Annotated in this window: 14 protein-coding genes and 1 tRNA gene; 8 read left to right on the top strand and 7 right to left on the bottom strand. The window is 65.3% G+C overall.

What is annotated here, in order from left to right:
* The first annotated feature begins 117 nt into the window (after positions 1-117).
* Positions 118-1,035, top strand: a complete 918-nt coding sequence (miaA, locus tag CWE17_RS04710) for a tRNA (adenosine(37)-N6)-dimethylallyltransferase MiaA (protein ID WP_131455254.1) — start codon at positions 118-120, stop codon at positions 1,033-1,035.
* Between the two features lie 66 nt (positions 1,036-1,101).
* Positions 1,102-1,764, top strand: coding sequence for a translation initiation factor IF-3 (gene infC, locus CWE17_RS04705; RefSeq protein WP_131455177.1), 663 nt, complete (start codon positions 1,102-1,104; stop codon positions 1,762-1,764).
* Positions 1,765-1,787: 23 nt separating this feature from the next.
* Here infC and CWE17_RS04700 read toward each other — a convergent pair whose 3' ends face one another.
* Positions 1,788-2,579 (bottom strand): dienelactone hydrolase family protein, encoded by a 792-nt coding sequence (locus CWE17_RS04700; RefSeq protein WP_131455176.1) that lies wholly within the window; start codon positions 2,577-2,579, stop codon positions 1,788-1,790.
* Positions 2,580-2,658: 79 nt separating this feature from the next.
* Between CWE17_RS04700 and CWE17_RS04695 the strand changes: the two genes are divergently transcribed.
* Both CWE17_RS04695 and epsC read left to right on the top strand, forming a co-directional pair.
* Positions 2,659-3,648, top strand: coding sequence for a GntR family transcriptional regulator (locus CWE17_RS04695; protein WP_131455175.1), 990 nt, complete (start codon positions 2,659-2,661; stop codon positions 3,646-3,648).
* Positions 3,649-3,651: 3 nt separating this feature from the next.
* Positions 3,652-4,392: a serine O-acetyltransferase EpsC gene (gene epsC / locus CWE17_RS04690; RefSeq protein ID WP_131455174.1), complete on the top strand. Its 741-nt coding sequence runs from the start codon at positions 3,652-3,654 to the stop codon at positions 4,390-4,392.
* Here epsC and secA read toward each other — a convergent pair whose 3' ends face one another.
* Positions 4,393-7,254 carry a preprotein translocase subunit SecA gene (secA, locus tag CWE17_RS04685; protein ID WP_131455173.1) on the bottom strand — a complete coding sequence of 954 codons (2,862 nt, stop codon included), beginning with the start codon at positions 7,252-7,254 and terminating at the stop codon, positions 4,393-4,395.
* 90 nt (positions 7,255-7,344) lie between these two features.
* On the opposite strand from secA, the gene CWE17_RS04680 reads away from it, so the two are divergent.
* Positions 7,345-7,800 carry a GNAT family N-acetyltransferase gene (locus CWE17_RS04680; protein WP_131455172.1) on the top strand — a complete coding sequence of 152 codons (456 nt, stop codon included), beginning with the start codon at positions 7,345-7,347 and terminating at the stop codon, positions 7,798-7,800.
* A 9-nt stretch (positions 7,801-7,809) separates the two neighbouring features.
* On the opposite strand, the gene CWE17_RS04675 is transcribed toward CWE17_RS04680, so the two are convergent.
* The 4 genes from CWE17_RS04675 to CWE17_RS04660 all read right to left on the bottom strand — a co-directional run bounded on the left by CWE17_RS04675 (position 7,810) and on the right by CWE17_RS04660 (position 9,500).
* Positions 7,810-7,881: transfer RNA gene (locus CWE17_RS04675), tRNA-Gly, on the bottom strand.
* Positions 7,882-7,956: 75 nt separating this feature from the next.
* Positions 7,957-8,439, bottom strand: a complete 483-nt coding sequence (gene ribH, locus CWE17_RS04670) for a 6,7-dimethyl-8-ribityllumazine synthase (RefSeq protein WP_131455171.1) — start codon at positions 8,437-8,439, stop codon at positions 7,957-7,959.
* An 85-nt stretch (positions 8,440-8,524) separates the two neighbouring features.
* A complete protein-coding gene (psbZ, locus tag CWE17_RS04665; protein WP_131455170.1) occupies positions 8,525-8,713 on the bottom strand; it encodes a photosystem II reaction center protein PsbZ in 189 nt (62 codons plus the stop codon).
* Between the two features lie 121 nt (positions 8,714-8,834).
* The gene (locus CWE17_RS04660; protein WP_131455169.1) at positions 8,835-9,500 is read right to left on the bottom strand and encodes a precorrin-8X methylmutase; all 666 of its coding nucleotides are present in this window, start codon (positions 9,498-9,500) and stop codon (positions 8,835-8,837) included.
* A gap of 32 nt (positions 9,501-9,532) precedes the next feature.
* Between CWE17_RS04660 and holA the strand changes: the two genes are divergently transcribed.
* Entirely contained in the window at positions 9,533-10,513 is a 981-nt protein-coding gene (holA, locus tag CWE17_RS04655) for a DNA polymerase III subunit delta (RefSeq protein ID WP_131455168.1), read from the top strand.
* Between the two features lie 73 nt (positions 10,514-10,586).
* A complete protein-coding gene (locus tag CWE17_RS04650; RefSeq protein WP_131455167.1) occupies positions 10,587-12,389 on the top strand; it encodes an aspartate kinase in 1,803 nt (600 codons plus the stop codon).
* Positions 12,390-12,404: 15 nt separating this feature from the next.
* On the opposite strand, the gene uvrB is transcribed toward CWE17_RS04650, so the two are convergent.
* Positions 12,405-14,441, bottom strand: a complete 2,037-nt coding sequence (uvrB, locus tag CWE17_RS04645; RefSeq protein WP_131455253.1) for an excinuclease ABC subunit UvrB — start codon at positions 14,439-14,441, stop codon at positions 12,405-12,407.
* 120 nt (positions 14,442-14,561) lie between these two features.
* On the opposite strand from uvrB, the gene mutS reads away from it, so the two are divergent.
* Positions 14,562-17,300 carry a DNA mismatch repair protein MutS gene (gene mutS / locus CWE17_RS04640; RefSeq protein WP_131455166.1) on the top strand — a complete coding sequence of 913 codons (2,739 nt, stop codon included), beginning with the start codon at positions 14,562-14,564 and terminating at the stop codon, positions 17,298-17,300.
* Positions 17,301-17,311 lie beyond the last annotated feature (11 nt).

Raw genomic sequence — 17,311 nt, 5'->3', positions numbered from 1 at the left:
GGCTGAATTTACCACCGGCGCGCCAGAGGCGCTTGCAGAGGCCTCTGAGACGCCGTTTCCCCAGGGGGTGCAACCCCCTTGGCCGTGACCATGTCCGACCTCCCTCCGCCAGCAGCCATGGGCGAACCCGCCGAGCCGGGGGCCAACACCCCACTGGTGGTGGTGCTCTTGGGGCCGACCGCCAGCGGTAAGACGGCCCTGGCCCTGGAGCTGGCCGAACGCCTCGAACTGGAAGTGCTGAACGTGGATTCGCGTCAGCTTTATCAGGAGATGGACATCGGCACTGCCAAGCCGACACCGGAGCAGCGGCGGCGGGTGCCCCACCAGCTGCTAGATCTACGCCCTCCCGACCAGCCGATCACCCTGCAGGAATTCCAGGCGATCGCCGGGCCCGCCGTTGAAGCACAACTGCAACGGCGGGGAATGGCCCTCTTGGCAGGAGGCAGTGGCCTCTATCTCAAAGCACTCACCGGCGGCCTACGGCCACCGGCGGTGCCGCCACAGCCGGAGCTGCGCGCTCAGCTGAGCGCCCTGGGCCAGGGGGTGTGCCATGCACTGTTGCGGCAGGCCGACCCGGAGGCGGCGGCACGAATCGCCCCGGCCGATGCGGTCCGCACCCAGCGGGCACTCGAGGTGCTCTACGCCAGTGGGCAATCGATGAGCAGCCAGCAGGGGGCCGTGCCGCCCCCCTGGCGGGTGCTGGAGCTGGGCCTGAACCCAGGCGACCTGCGCCAGCGGATCGATCAACGCACGCGTCAGCTCTATGACGGCGGCCTGGTGGAGGAAACCGCAAAGCTGCGGGACCGTTACGGGGCCGACCTACCCCTGCTGCAAACCATCGGTTACGGCGAGGCCCTGGAGCTGCTGGAGGGCCGGCTCAGCCGAGAGAAGGCGATCGCGATCACCAGCCAGCGCACCCGCCAATTCGCCAAACGGCAGCGCACCTGGTTCCGCCGTCAGCATCAACCCTGCTGGCTGAGCGGTGAGGATGCGCTGAGCGAAGCGATGACGCTGATCCAGGGAGGTCTAGGGTGAAGGTTGATGTGTTGTCCCGGTCGAGCTGATCGCACCGTGACCTTGTCTGTCCTCTCAACGTCCTGAATGCCACCACGTCCCCGTTTTGACCGTCGTGCTCCCGTGCGGGAGCTGCCCAACATCAACGACCGCATCAGTTACCCGCAGTTGCGGGTGGTCGACGCCGACGGATCGCAGCTTGGGGTGATTGACCGCGAGAAGGCCCTCGAAGTGGCTCAGGAACGAGAGCTGGATCTCGTGCTGGTGAGCGAGAAGGCGGACCCACCGGTCTGCCGGATCATGGATTACGGCAAATACAAGTTCGAACAGGAAAAGAAGGCCAAGGAGGCCAAGAAGAAGTCGCATCAGACCGAGGTGAAGGAGGTCAAGATGCGCTACAAGATCGACCAGCACGACTACGACGTGCGCATTGGCCAGGCCACCCGCTTCCTCAAGGCAGGCGACAAGGTGAAGTGCACCGTGATCTTCCGGGGCCGCGAGATTCAGCACACCGCCCTGGCTGAAACGCTGCTGCGCCGGATGGCGAATGACCTGGAGGAGCAGGCGGAGATTCAGCAGGCGCCCAAGCGGGAAGGCCGGAACATGATCATGTTCCTGACGCCGCGCAAGACGCCGCTGGCCAAGAAGGACGCCGACGAGCCTCAAGCCGCCACCAAGGCCGTGCGCACAATCCCGTCCCCGCCGCGGCCCACGGCCGCCAAGGTCGCGAGCAAGCCGCCCCAGGCCTGATCAATCCGCAGACCTGGCGTGCTTCAGGCCCGCAGAGCTTCCAGCAGCAACCGCCAGCCCTGCTCCGCAGCAGCGGGGTTGAAACTGTCGCGTGCTTCGCACATAAAACCGTGGTCAGCGCCTTCAAACTCCCAGTAGCGCAGCCGCTTTCCGCTGGGATCAGCCGCCAAAAACGCTGAGGCGATCGCCGCCCGGTCTTCAGCAGGGATCAGGGGATCGGCGCTGCCGCAGAGGCAGGTGAGTTGGCCCTGCACCTGGGGCAGCAGCTCCAGGCTCGGGGCACCACCACCCGGGCGACCCTGCGCGACGCCAGCACCATAGAAATCAAAGGCCTGGCTCACCTGGGGCAGGCTGGCGGCCAACAGAGCGGCATGGCCCCCAAAGCAGAAGCCCACAACGGTGATGTCCAGGTTGCCCTGCAGGGTGTTCTGCAGCCAGGCGATCGCCGCATTCAGATCGGCCAGGATCTGATCGGTGCTGGCAGCGTCCTTGTGGCGGCGACCCTCCACCAGCTGCTCAGGCCCATAGCCCAGCTCAAGCTCTGGGGCCGTGCGCGCAAAGAGCGGCATCGCGAGGGCGGGCACACCGGCGGCGGCAATCCGATCGGCAACGCTGCGCACCCAACCATTGACGCCGAACACCTCCGGCAACACAATTACGGCACGAGGCCGTGCTGTTGGCGTAACGCCTTCGTTCCATCTAGGGCCATCCTCTGGGCATGGGGAGGCCGGAGACCACCAGCAGCGCAGGGGCACCGGACCGCCCTCGACCCAACACCAACCGGTGGAATTAGAGGGAGAACCCGAAATTGGCATAGGGACACAGACCACCGCAACAATTGTCACCGAGCCGATCGCTCCTTATGGTGGCCGCATTCCGATCCGGCCTACCGGCGTGCGATTCCACATCCAGCAGGAAAGCGACATCCCGGCGTCGACCCAGCTGTACAACCAAATCTGCTTCGCGATCGCGGCGCGCCACTACCCCCCTGGCCACCGCCTGCCCAGCACCCGCCAGCTCGCTATGCAGACGGGGCTGCATCGCAACACGATCAGCAAGGTGTACCGCCAGCTGGAAACCGATGGCGTGGTGGAGGCAATGGCCGGCTCCGGCATCTACGTGCGCGATCAGCAGAAACCACGCGAGATCCGCACCCCCGTGCACATCCGCAACCGGGGCATCACCGACCTCGATCGCGAAGTGCGCAAGTGTGTGGACGGCCTGCTGAACGCCGGCTGCACCCTGCAGCAGACGCGTGAGCTGCTCACCCGGGAGATCGACTGGCGCCTGCGCTGCGGCGCCCGCGTCCTCGTGAGCACCCCCAGGGAAGACATCGGCGCCTCGATGCTGATCGCCGAGGAGCTCGAGCCCAACCTCGATGTGCCCGTGGAGGTGGTGCCGATGGAGGAGCTCGAAAGCGTGCTCGAAAGCGCCAGCAACGGCACGGTGGTGACCAGCCGCTACTTCCTGCAGCCGGTGGAGGACCTGGCCAAGCGCCACGGGGTGCGTGCCGTGGCAGTGGACCTCAACGACTTCCGCGAAGAGCTAGCCATGCTCAAGGAGCTGCGGCCGGGCAGTTGCGTGGGCCTGGTGAGTATCAGTCCGGGCATCCTGCGCGCCGCCGAGGTGATCCTGCACAGCATGCGCGGCAACGAGCTGCTGCTGATGACCGCCACCCCTGATGTGGGAAGCCGCCTGCTGGCGCTGCTGCGGGCCGCCAGCCATGTGCTCTGCGACCGTCCGAGCCTGCCGCTGGTTGAGCAGAGCCTGCGCCAGAACCGCTCCCAGCTGATGCGCATGCCCCAGGTGCACTGCGCCGAGAGCTACCTCAGCGGCGATACGATCGAGCTGCTGCGCAAGGAGATCGGCCTGCAGGCGGGCTAAGGCATGTTTGATCAGATCCGCGCCGACCTGGCGATCATCCGCGAGCGGGATCCGGCTGCCCGCGGACCGCTGGAGATCCTGCTCTGCTATCCGGGCTTCCAGGCGATCACCCTGCATCGACTCAGCCATCGGCTCTGGCGCTCGCGCCTACCCCTGAAGCTGGGCGCCAGGCTGCTCAGCCAGCTGGGCCGCAGCGTCACCGGTGTGGAGATCCATCCCGGCGCCACGATCGGGCGGGGTGTGTTCATCGACCACGGTATGGGCGTGGTGATTGGCGAAACCGCTGAAGTAGGTGACCGCTGCCTGCTCTACCAGGGGGTCACCCTGGGAGGCACGGGCAAGGATCACGGCAAGCGCCACCCCACCCTCGCCAGCAACGTGGTGGTGGGGGCCGGCGCCAAGGTGCTGGGAGCGATCCAGGTGGGCACTAACACCCGCATCGGCGCCGGTTCGGTGGTGGTGCGCGATGTGGAGAACGACTGCACGGTGGTGGGCATCCCCGGCCGGGTGATTCACCAGAGCGGCGTGCGCATCAACCCCCTCGCCCACTCGGCCCTTCCCGATGCCGAGGCCAATGTGATCCGCAACCTGATGGAGAGGATCGACCAGCTCGAAAGCCAGGTGGGCAACCTCCAGGCCTGCCTCAAGGCGGTGGCCGCCGGCAAACCCCTGAGCGAGATCTGCCGCGGCGAATCCCAGAGCCTCAAGGACCGCGAGATCCTGGAGTTTCTGGGGGAGGAGTGATCAGGCCGAGACGGTGTGCTCCGCCGACTGGCCGGCAGGAGGCGCCGGCTGGAACATGAACATCGAATAGATCACGTTGCGGCGCATGCCCGTCATCATCTCCAGGAACATGTCATAGCCCTCGTTCTTGTATTCGATCAGCGGGTCCTTCTGGCCGTAGCCACGCAGGCCCACTGATTCCCGCAGGGCATCCATCGCCTGCAGGTGTTCACGCCAGAGGGTGTCGATCTGCTGCAGGATGAAGAAGCGCTCCGCCTCCCGCATCAGCCCAGGGCGCTGCTGCTCAATCTGGGCCTCTTTGAGGTCGTAGGCGTTACGCAGCTGCTCCTGGAGGAAGGCCTTGAGCTCCTCCATCGAGAGTCCTTGGAGCTGCTCGGGCTCCAGATCCTCGAGCAGATAAACAAACTCCTTCACCTTGCTCACCAACTGGGCGAGATCCCACTCCTCCGGGGGCAGGTCTGGATTCACATAGGCCTCCACGATCTCGTTCATGGTTCGCTCGCCGTAACCGATCACCTGCTTCTTGAGCTCACGGCCCTCGAGCACACGACGACGTTCGGAATACACCGCCTTGCGCTGATTGTTCATCACCTCGTCGTACTCAAACACCTGCTTGCGGATGTCGTAGTAGTAGGTCTCGACCTTCTTCTGGGCCCCCTCCAAGGAGCGGGTGAGCATGCCGGATTCAATCGGCATGTCTTCCTCCACGCGGAAGGCGTTCATCAGGCCGGCCACACGATCACCGCCGAAGATGCGCAACAGGTTGTCGCCCAGAGAGAGGAAGAAGCGCGTACTGCCGGGGTCGCCCTGACGGCCGGCGCGGCCGCGCAGCTGGTTGTCCACCCGGCGGGATTCATGGCGTTCGGTGCCGATGACGTGAAGGCCACCGGCCTCGCGCACCCGCGCATCTTCCTGCTTCACCACCACGTCGTATTCCGCCTTCACGCGGGCGATCGCAGCACGCAGGGCAGCGATCTGGGGATCGTCGGTGGGGGCTTTCTCAGCAGCGGTGGCAATCCGATCTTCGAGCTCAATCACCGAGAGGACGCGATCCCCCCAGACCTTGACCAGATCACGAGCGAGATCCGCCAGGGCCTGGTCAGTGTCTTCACTGAGCTGGCAGGGATACAGGCTGCCGATCGCTCGCGCCTCACTGGGTGCATGGCCGTGGGGACCGCTGGCGGGAGCAGCCTTGGCACCGAAGCCTGAGGCTTCAGCGCTGCGTTGCAAGGGCACCGGCGGGCGGTGGCCCTCCTCGGGACGCACCAAGCGAGGCAGCAGCACCTCCCGCAGCTTGAGCCGAGCCATGTAGTCGCTGTTGCCGCCGAGGATGATGTCGGTACCGCGTCCGGCCATGTTGGTGGCGATCGTCACTGCGCCGGAACGACCGGCCTGGGCGACGATTTCTGCCTCCCGCTCCACATTTTCAGGCTTGGCGTTGAGCAAGTTGTGGGGGATCGCCTCCTCCGCCAGCAGGGCACTGAGCAGCTCGCTCTTCTCAACGCTGGTAGTGCCCACGAGCACGGGCCGGCCCTCGCGGTGGATCTGGGCGGTCTCCTTGGCCACCGCCCGCCATTTGGCGGTTTCGGTCTTGTACACCTGATCGGCCATGTCCTGCCGCGCCCGAGGCCTGTTGGTGGGCACGATCGTGGTTTCGAGCTTGTAGGTCTTCTCGAATTCCACCTCCTCGGTCTTGGCGGTTCCGGTCATGCCGGCCAGGCGCGGATAGAGCAGGAAGAAGTTCTGATAGGTGATCGAGGCGAGGGTCTGGGTTTCCGGCTGCACCGCCAGGCTCTCCTTGGCTTCGATCGCCTGGTGCTGACCATCGCTCCAGCGGCGGCCGGGCATCACCCGACCGGTGAATTCATCCACGATTACCGCCTCGCCCTCGCGCACGATGTAATTCACATCGCGGATGAACAGCTCCTTGGCCTTGAGGGCATTGGTGATGTAGTGGGCCCAGGGGTCCTGGGGGTCATAAAGGTCGCTGACGCCCAGTAACGATTCAGCCTTAGCGAAGCCCTCATCGGTGAGGGTGCAGCTGCGCTGCTTTTCATCCACCTCGTAATCGCCCTCGGGGTCAATGCCGTCCTTACCCATCTCCGCGGCTCGCTCCAGCGCGGCCGCCACCTGGGCCGCCTTCTGATATTTCTCCTGGGGTCGCTCCACCTGACCGGAAATGATCAAGGGGGTGCGGGCCTCATCAATCAGGATCGAATCCACCTCATCGATCACGCAGTACTGGAATTCCCGCTGCACCACCTCGCTGATGTCGGTGGCCATGTTGTCGCGCAGATAATCGAAGCCCAGCTCCGAATTGGTGGCGTAGGTGATGTCGCAGCCGTAGTTGCGCCGCCGCTCCGCAGGGCTCATGTCCTGCTGGATCAGACCCACGCTCAAGCCCAGGAAGCGATGCACCTGGCCCATCCACTCGGCATCGCGGCGGGCGAGATAGTCGTTCACCGTGACTACGTGCACACCGCGACCGGTGAGCGCATTGAGGAAGCTGGGCAGGGTGGCCACAAGGGTCTTGCCCTCGCCGGTTTTCATCTCGGCGATCTGGCCCTCGTGCAGCACCATGCCGCCGATCAGCTGCACATCAAAGTGACGCATGCCGAGCACGCGCTTGCCGGCTTCACGCACCACGGCAAACGCTTCCGGCAGCAACTCATCGAGCAGGGGGCGCTGCTTCTCGAGCGCGCCGGCATTCTCCAGCCGCTGGCGGAACTCGGAGGTGCGGCGACGCAGGTCGTCGTCGCTGAGGGGAGCGATCTCCTCCTCCAGAAGACTGATGTCGGAGACGATCGGCTGATAGCGCTTCAGCTTGCGGGCATTGGGGTCACCCAGCAGGAGCTTGAGCATGGAAACAGCCGTAGTCAGTGCTGGCCAGCCTACTGAGCCCAAGGGAGGTGTTCTCGCTGTGGCTGATGATGAACATTCGCTTTCACAGCCATGACCCGCTATCGCTTGGTGGAACATGCGCCCGGAGCGCCTGGGATGCGCCTGATCGGGATGGGTCCGGATCTACGACCCACGCGAGGCCTGCTGAAGCTGCGGCGCCTGTTTCAGAAGCACGCCTTCTGGGCCCAAGACCGCAGCTTCCGGGAGCTGCAGCGGATGTTGGCGGGAAGTGATGTGGTGGTGAGCCTCTGGCGCGGCAAACGCCTAGTGGGCTTTGGGCGCGCAACAAGCGACGGCATCCACCGAGCTGTGCTTTGGGATGTGGTCGTGGCCGGCGACTTGCAGGGACGAGGCCTTGGACGGCGGGTGGTGGAAGCGCTGCTGAGTGCCCGTGCAATCCGCCAAGCCGAGCGGGTTTATCTGATGACCACAAAAAGCGCCGGCTTCTACCTGCAACTGGGATTTACGTCCGCCGAACCACAGCAATTGCTGGTTCGAAGACAATGACTCAAAGCAAGCGGATGAAGAGATTCGAACTCTCGACCCTCTCCTTGGCAAGGAGATGCTCTACCACTGAGCTACATCCGCAGGTCGGCGCTGGGGCTGTGTCCCTCGCGACTTGAAGAGCATGCACCACCGAGGGGCCGTTGGTCAATCCAGTGCTCATCCGGAGGGCAGAGCCCGCATCAGACTTCCCATCTCCAAGGCCTGCAAGCCATAGCTCCAACCAAGATTGCTCTTGATGCCGGCACGCTCGAGCGCCTGCTGCATGGTGTCGGTGGTGAGCACACCAAAAATCACAGGCACGCCAGTGTCACGGGCCACTGCCGCAATGCCCTTGCTCGCTTCAGACACCACCACATCGAAATGAGGCGTGTCGCCGCGGATCACCGCACCCAGGGTGATCAGCACCTGGTAACGGCCACTGCGCGCCAGTTGCTGGGCCACGATTGGGAGCTCGAACGAGCCAGGCACCCAAGCCACATCGAGCTGAGTGCTGGCGTCAGACGTATTGACTCCATGGCGAGCCAGACAGTCGAGACAACCGCTAAGCAGCTTGCCAGTGACCAGGTCGTTGAATCGAGCAACTACCACGGCAATGCGCAAATCCTGCGAATCCGTAAATCGTCCTTCGAAGGTGGCCATAGAGCCGAAATGCGCTTCTCCCATGCTCCCACCCAGGGGGTAGAAGCGTCGTCATGTCCAAGAGCTTTGAGGCTGATCGCAGAGATCAGACCACAAAGAAGCTCATTCCCCAGTTCACCAGCACCAGCGCCACCCACACGATGCTGCCCAGCAGGATCAGGCGGTTGGAGCGGCCACTGTCTTCGCTAGAGGCGTAAAGCACCGGCACGCCCACGATCAGCGCGAAGGACATCACCACCAGGGCCAGCACGGTGAGGGTGTTCAGGATCTGCATGGGAGGGTCGACGCCGGGTCGGTGAGGCGATTCTCACACGGGGCCGGCAGCAGGCGGGCAAGGGGCCGGACGAAGCGTTACAGCTTGTGGTGGAGCCAAAGGCGCAGCGCAACCGATTCCCCTACGGCAGATCTGAGCTCGCCACCCTGAGCAGCGCATTCACCGCCGCCCCTACTAGTCCGGCGCCGCCACGGCTGCCCTCGAGGCGGATCTGGTCCAAATCATGGGCCGCCAACCGCCGCTTGCTTTCGGCCACCCCCACAAACCCCACCGGCATGCCGATCACCAAACTCGGAGTTGGTGCACCCGCCGCGACTTGATCCAATAGCTGCTCCAAGGCCGTGGGTGCACTGCCCACTAAAACGATGGGCATGGGTTGAGCAGCGGCTGCAGCTGCCTGGGTGAGCTCCGGCCAGGCGCTCCGCATCGCCGCCGCTGAACGGGTTGATCCCTGTGGCGACTGCTCTGGAGCCCAATCGAGCAGACAACGCACCGGGTTTGCCAGGGTGCGCGAGGCCATCGGCGACACCGCCGCGCTTGCCATCGCCGTGTCCGTGAGGATCACAGCTCCGCCCTTAAGCGCCGCCAGCCCCCGTTCACAGGCCCGCACGCTGAACCGCAGCAGGGGCGCCAGATCCGGATCACCGCTGCTGTGCACCAGGCGTTCCAGCACCTGCTGTTGCAACGGGTCAAGACCGGTCTCCCCCAACAGCGCTCGGATGCGGCGGATGCTTTCCGTGAAGATCGGATGGTCGCTGGCCAGGGCAGTCGCGCTCACTTCCGGCATCATCGACCCACAGCAACCCTGCGGGTGCCTCCATGCCGATCCACCTGCTCTGGGGTGATGACAGCGCCGCCCTCGAGAGGGCAGTGAATGGCCTGATCGACCAGGTGGTGGACCCGAGCTGGAGCAGCATCAACCTGAGCCGCCTTGATGGCGCTGAAGCCGGCCAGGCCCAGCAGGCCTTGGAAGAAGCACGCACGCCTCCCTTCGGGAGCGGTGGCCGCTTGGTGCTGCTGCAGCGCTCTCCCTTTTGCAATGCCTGCCCGAGCGAACTAGCCGATCGCTTCGAAGCTGGCCTGGAGCTCATTCCAGAGAACTGCCATCTGCTGCTCTGCAACCCCTCCAAACCCGACGGGCGGCTGCGCACGACCAAGGCCCTGCAGAAACTGGTGAAAGCGGGCGGCGCCAGCGAGCGGAGCTTCCAACTGCCAGCGGTGTGGGACGGAGCTGGCCAGCGGCAGCTGGTGGAACGCACCGCCGCTGAACTTGACCTCCAGCTGGAACCGGCTGCCGTGGACGCCCTGGTCGATGCGATCGGCAGCGACAGTGCCCGGTTGAGCATGGAGCTGCAGAAACTCGCCCTCCATGCCGAGAGCAGTGGCGTCAAAGCAATCACCGCCGCGGCGGTGAGCAGCCTGATCGAGGGCCAGGCCAGCAATGCCCTGCAGGTGGGGGATGCGCTGCTGGAGGGCAACGTGGGTGATGCGATCAGCCGCCTCGATGGCCTAATCGAAGCCGGCGAACCGGCCTTGCGCATCGTGGCCACCCTCACCGGGCAGATCCGCGGCTGGCTCTGGGTGAGCCTGCTGGAGCAACAGGGCGAACGGGACGCCAACGTGATCGCCAAGGCCGCCGGCATCGGCAACCCCAAGCGCATCTATGTGATGCGCAAGCAACTCAAAGGCCGGCCTCCCACCCGCTGCCTGAAGCTGTTGGGCCGGCTCCTGGATGTGGAAGCAGCGCTCAAGCGCGGTGCCCAGCCCAGTGATGCCTTCCGCGATGGGCTGTTGGGTTGAACAGAGCTGTTGGGTTAGAGAAAGTTGTCGGTTGACCCAGTGAGACAATCGCCTCCGGTATGAAGCGGCATGGATGGCCCTGCTGGTGCAGAAGTTCGGCGGCACCTCCGTCGGCAGCGTGGAGCGCATCCAGGCCGTAGCCAGGCGCATCGCCGCCTGTAAGGAAGAGGGCCATGACCTGGTGATCGTGGTGTCGGCCATGGGTCACACCACCGACGAACTCACCGCGAAGGCCCGCGCCATCAGCAGCAACCCGCCCCAGCGGGAGATGGACATGCTCCTGGCCACCGGTGAGCAGGTGTCGATTGCCCTGCTCTCGATGGCCCTCCATGAGCTCGGCATTCCTGCCATCTCGATGACGGGCGCCCAGGTGGGCATCGTGACCGAATCCGCCCATGGCCGCGCCCGCATCCTCGAGGTGCGCACCGAGCGCCTGCGCAGTCGTCTTGGCGAAGGCCAGGTGGTGGTGGTGGCCGGTTTCCAGGGCACCAGCCAGAGCAGTGGCGGCGCCGCTGAGATCACCACCCTCGGCCGCGGTGGCTCCGACACCTCCGCCGTGGCTCTCGCCGCAGCACTCGGCGCCGATGCCTGCGAGATCTACACCGATGTGCCCGGAGTCCTCACGACTGATCCGCGCAAAGTGCCCGATGCCCAGCTGATGGAGCAGGTGAGCTGCGACGAGATGCTCGAGCTCGCCAGCCTCGGCGCCGCCGTACTTCACCCCCGCGCCGTGGAGATCGCCCGCAACTACGGCGTCACCCTGGTGGTGCGCTCCAGCTGGAGCGATGCGCCCGGCACCACCCTCACCAGCCGCAGCGCCCGCCCGATCGGCCGCGAGGGCCTGGAACTGGGCCGGCCCGTGGATGGAGCCGAGCTGCTGGAGCAGCAGGCCGTGCTCGCCCTCTCCCATGTGCCCGACCAACCCGGAGTGGCCGCCCGCCTATTCGAGGCCCTCTCGGCCGGCGGCGTGAATGTGGACCTGATCATCCAGGCCACCCACGAAGGCAACAGCAACGACATCACCTTCACCGTGGCGGAAGCGGATCTGGACAAGGCCCGTCGCATCTGCACCGAGCTGGTGGACGCCATGGGCGGCCAGCTGGTGGCCGAGGGCGGCATGAGCAAGCTGAGCATCAGCGGCGCCGGGATCATGGGTCGCCCCGGCATCGCCGCCGGACTGTTCGACACCCTCTCGCGGGTAGGCATCAACCTGCGCCTGATCGCCACCAGCGAGGTGAAGGTGAGCTGCGTGATCGATGCCTCCCTCGGCGGCAAAGCGCTGCGGGCTGTGAGCGAAGCGTTCGAACTGGCCGAACAGCAGCTACTGATCAACCCCCCCGCCACCGGCGCCGGAGAGCCGGAGGTGCGCGGTGTCGCCCTTGACCGCGATCAGGCGCAGGTCAGCGTGCGTCACGTTCCCGACCGGCCCGGCACGGCCGCAACCCTCTGCTCGGCCCTCGCCGATGCCGGCATCAGCATCGATGCGATTGTGCAATCGGAGCGGCAGCACAGCGATGGCAGCCGTGACATCAGCTTCACGCTCAAACGCGAGGACCGCACCGCCGCCGACCAGGCCCTCAGTGCCCTGCTGGCCCAATGGCCTGGAGCCTTACTGGAAGACGGACCAGCCATCGCCCGGGTGAGCGCCGTGGGTGCCGGCATGCCCGCCACCGCCGGGACCGCCGGCCGCATGTTCCGCTACCTAGCGGATGCCGGCCTCAACATCGAACTGATCGCCACCAGTGAGATCCGCACCAGCTGCGTGGTGGCGGAAGCCGATGGCATCGCCGCCCTGCAGGCCGTGCACGCCGGGTTCGGCCTTGGCGGCAGCGTGCGCCATCAAGCCCAGGGCACCGAATCACCGCTGGAGGTTTAACGACTGGGCGGCGTTTCAGCCGCTCCCCACCAGCTTCTGACGCAGCTGCTTGATGCGATCGCGCAGGTTGGCGGCTTCTTCGAAGTCGAGCTTCTTGGCTGCCTCCTTCATCTTCGCTTCGAGCTGCTCAATCAGCTCCGGCAGGGCATCGAGGGCCATGCCATCGGTGTCATCCTCCAGAGCCTTCACCGCCTTGCCGGCCACCTGCACCAGGTCCGCATCGGGACCATCGGTCTTGAGTTTGCGGGACAGCTCCAGGAAGCTGAGGATCGAATTGCTCGCCTTCTTGCCCGCCGCCGTCGGCACGATCCCGTGCTTCTCGTTATAGGCGTGCTGAATCTTGCGGCGGCGCTCGGTTTCCTCGATCGCCTTGGCCATCGAGTCGGTCATGTTGTCGGCATAGAGCAGCGCCACCCCTTCCACATGCCGGGCCGCGCGGCCAATCGTCTGGATGAGTGAGCGCTCTGCCCGCAGGAAACCCTCCTTATCGGCATCGAGGATCGCCACCAGCGACACCTCCGGCAGGTCCAGGCCCTCCCGCAACAGGTTCACCCCCACCAACACGTCGTATTCACCAAGGCGCAGATCCTGAATGATCTCGATCCGCTCGATCGAATGGATCTCCGAGTGCAGATAGCGCACCCGCACCTCGTTTTCGGCCAAATAATCAGTGAGGTCCTCCGCCATCCGCTTGGTGAGGGTGGTCACGAGCACCCGCTGCTGCTTAGCCGCGCGGCTGCGGATCTCGCCGAGCAAGTCATCCACCTGGCCAGTCGTCGGCCGCACCTCCACGATCGGATCCAGCACCCCCGTGGGCCGGATCACCTGCTGAGCCACCTGCCCATCGCTCACCTTCAGCTCCCAATCCCCCGGTGTGGCGCTCACAAACACGGTCTGACGCGCTTTAGTCCAGAACTCCTCCCCCTTGAGCGGGCGGTTGTCCGCCGCGCTGGGTAAGCGGAAGCCGTGCTCGATCAGCACCTTCTTACGCGCCTGGTCGCCGTTGTACATCGCCTGCAGCTGCGAGCAGGTCACGTGGCTCTCATCCACGATCAACAGCCAGTCTTCAGGGAAGTAATCGATCAGGCACTCCGGCGGGGTGCCCTCCTCACGGCCGGCCAGGTGGCGGGCATAGTTCTCCACCCCATTGCAGTAGCCCACCTGCTGGAGCATCTCCAAGTCGTAGGTGGTGCGCTGCTCGAGCCGCTGCGCTTCCAGCAACTTGCCTTCCGTGTTCAGCACATCCAAACGGTCACGCAGCTCCGTGCGGATCGCCTTGATCGCTGTGTCCAGTCGGTCCTTAGGGGTAACGAAGTGCTTGGCCGGGTAGATGTTGATCGACTCGAGGCTCTGGAGGATCTCGCCGGTGATGGGATCCACGTAGCGGATCGCCTCCACGTCATCACCGAACAGCTCGATTCGCACCAGCCGGTCTTCGTAGGCGGGGCCGATCTCGAGCACATCCCCTTTGATCCGGAAGCGCCCGCGGGCGATCTCCGTGTCGTTGCGGCTGTATTGGTTGTTGACCAGTTCCCGCAGCTGGCTGCGGATGTTCAAGGTGTCGCCCACCTCAAACTTCACCGCCGCCTTCAGGTATTCGCTCGGGATGCCCAGGCCGTAAATACAGCTGATTGAAGCCACCACGATCACGTCGCGACGCTCGAACAGCGAACGGGTTGCTGAGTGACGCAGCATGTCGATCTCCTCATTGATCGAAGCCGTCTTGGCGATGTAGGTGTCGCTGACCGGGACGTAGGCCTCCGGCTGGTAGTAGTCGTAATAGGAGATGAAGTATTCGACGGCGTTGTGGGGGAAGAACTCCCTCAGCTCGTTGCACAGCTGGGCCGCCAGCGTCTTGTTGTGGGCGAGCACCAGCGCCGGCCGGCCGGTCTGGGCGATCACATTCGCCATCGTGAACGTCTTACCCGTGCCCGTGGCCCCGAGCAGGGTCTGAAAGCGCTCACCACCGTTGACCCCTTGCACCAACTGCTTGATCGCCGTCGGTTGATCACCCTTGGGTGAATAGGGCGCCGAGAGCTCGTAGGCGGGCATGACGTCGGGTGCCAACGGCCGGTCGTTCAGGTTACGGGGGATGGGAGAACAGTGAAAACCTGGAAGCAGCCAGGGCGGGATCGGTACGATCCCGTCGTTGCTTACGCCGGACTCGCCTCCATGCCACGGTCCGCCGCCCAACCTCCGGAACAGGCCCTGCAAGGCAATCTGTTCGGAGCGCCTGAGCCAGCCGAGCAACCCCAGCAGCGAGCCGGCGCCAGCCAGGACGCTTCAGCGACCGCAGACCTCAGCGATGCCAGCCTGAGCGCTGATGCCAGCCAACGGCCGCGCCAGCGCCGCGAACCAAGCGCCGAACTCGACCCTGAAGCAGTCAGCGCCACGAGCGAGCCTGAAAACGACGCAATAGACGCAATCAGCGACGAACCGGCCTGGGCCCACCACAGCCAGGTGGACCCCCTGCAGCTCACACCGATGCTGCGCCACTACGTGGAGCTCAAGGCCGCCCACCCCGAGCGCGTGCTGCTCTACCGGCTCGGAGATTTCTTTGAGTGCTTCTTCGAAGATGCGGTTGAGCTCTCAAGGGTGCTCGAACTCACCCTCACCGGCAAGGAGGGCGGTAAAGCGATCGGCCGCGTGCCCATGGCCGGCATTCCCCATCACGCCGCGGAGCGCTACTGCTCCGAGCTGATCCGCCGCGGCTACTCCGTAGCCCTCTGCGACCAGCTGGAAACCACCCCCGCCAAAGGCGCTCTACTCAAACGTGACATCACCCGTGTGCTTACCCCGGGCACCGTGCTGGAGGAGGGCATGCTCCAGGCCCGCCGCAACAACTGGCTAGCGGCCGTGGTTGTGGAGCCAGCCAAGGGCAAGCAACCGTTCCGCTGGGGTCTGGCCCACGCCGATGTGAGCACCGGTGAGGTGCAGGTGATGGAGCAAACCGGTAGTGCTGGCCTGCACCAACGGCTGAGCCAACTGGAGGCCGCTGAGCTGCTCTGGGCCCCATCAGCAGACGACGACGCCAACCCCTCCTGGTGCCCCCAGCGCCTGCGGCTGACGCCGATGGCCACAACGCCCTTCAGCCGTCCGCAAGCGGAACAGACCCTTCTGAATCACTACCGCCTGGCCAGCCTGGACGGCCTTGGCCTGGGGGATCTGCCCCTGGCCTTGCGAGCCGTCGGCGGACTGCTGCGCTACCTGCGCGACACCCAGCCCCTTGAGGACGACCTGAGCGTGCCCCTCGAGGTGCCCGCCATCGTGCATAGCGGTGAAGCCCTGATGCTCGACGCCCAGACCCGACGCAACCTGGAGCTCACCGCCACCCAACGGGATGGACAGCTGCAGGGCTCCCTGCTCTGGGCCGTCGATCGCACCCACACGGCCATGGGTGGGCGCTGCCTGCGCCGCTGGATCGAAGCGCCGTTGATGGACCTCATCGCCATCCAGCAACGCCAGGCTGTGGTGACACTGCTGGTGGAGCAGCGCAACCTGCGCCAGGCCCTGCGCCGCTTGCTGCGACCGATGGGCGACCTGGAGCGACTCGCGGGCCGGGCCGGTGCCGGCCATGCAGGGGCCCGTGATCTGGTGGCGATTGCCGATGGGCTCGAGCGACTGCCCCAGCTGGCCGCGCGGCTCCACGGTGGACTCGACGATCGGCACCCCGAGTGGCTGCGGAATCTCTGCACCCCGGATCCGGCCTTGGCGGAGCTAGCTCAAGCGGTACGCCATGCCCTGATCGACACCCCACCCCTGTCGCTCAGCGAAGGCGGCCTGATCCACGACGGCGTCGATCCCCTGCTCGATGGGCTGCGCAACCAGCTCGATGATCAAGACGCTTGGCTGGCGGAACAGGAGCGGCTCGAGCGCCAATCCAGCGGCAACGCCAATCTGCGCCTGCAGTATCACCGCACCTTCGGCTATTTCCTGGCGGTGAGCAAAGCCAAAGCCGCTGACGTTCCGGATCACTGGATCCGGCGTCAGACCCTCGCCAATGAGGAGCGCTTCATCACTCCCGAACTCAAGCAGCGGGAAGGCACGATCTTCCAGCTGCGTGCCCGCGCCTGCCAGCGGGAGTACGAACTCTTCTGCCAGCTACGCGAGCAGGTAGGTGCCATGGCCGCTCCGATCCGTCAGGCCGCCCGAGCCGTGGCGGCCCTCGATGCGGTGTGTGGCCTCGCGGAGGTGGCGGCCACGAGCCGCTGGTGCGCGCCAACGATCAGCGATGGCCGCGAGCTGCAGATCACATCCGGTCGGCACCCCGTGGTGGAGCAGCTGCTGGTGGAGCGCAACTTCACCGCCAACGATGTGCACCTGGGCGATGGCACCGATCTTGTGGTGCTTACCGGACCGAATGCCAGCGGCAAAAGCTGCTACCTGCGACAGATCGGTCTGATCCAGCTGCTGGCCCAGACCGGCAGCTGGGTGCCGGCCCAGGCAGCCGTGGTCGGCATCGCCGATCGCATCTTCACCCGCGTGGGTGCCGTCGACGATCTCGCCGCCGGCCAGTCCACGTTCATGGTGGAAATGGCCGAAACCGCCAACATCCTGCATCACGCCAGCGATCGCTCCCTGGTGCTGCTTGATGAAATCGGCAGGGGCACCGCCACCTTCGATGGCCTCTCGATCGCCTGGGCCGTGAGCGAACACCTGGCCGGGGATCTGCAGGCGCGCACGGTGTTCGCCACCCACTATCACGAGCTCAACAACCTGGCGGCGGAGCGAGCGAATGTGGCCAACTTCCAGGTGCTGGTGGAAGAAACCGGCGATGACCTGGTGTTTCTGCATCGCGTGCAGTCCGGTGGCGCCAGCCGCAGCTATGGCATCGAGGCCGCCCGTCTCGCTGGGGTGCCCACACCTGTGGTGCAACGGGCCCGCCAGGTGCTTGATCAACTGGCGGCGTAAACGCGAGCTGT

Source organism: Synechococcus sp. BS56D (assembly GCF_004332405.1).
GTDB lineage: Bacteria > Cyanobacteriota > Cyanobacteriia > PCC-6307 > Cyanobiaceae > Synechococcus_C.
This window is presented reverse-complemented; position numbering and strand designations above follow the sequence as displayed.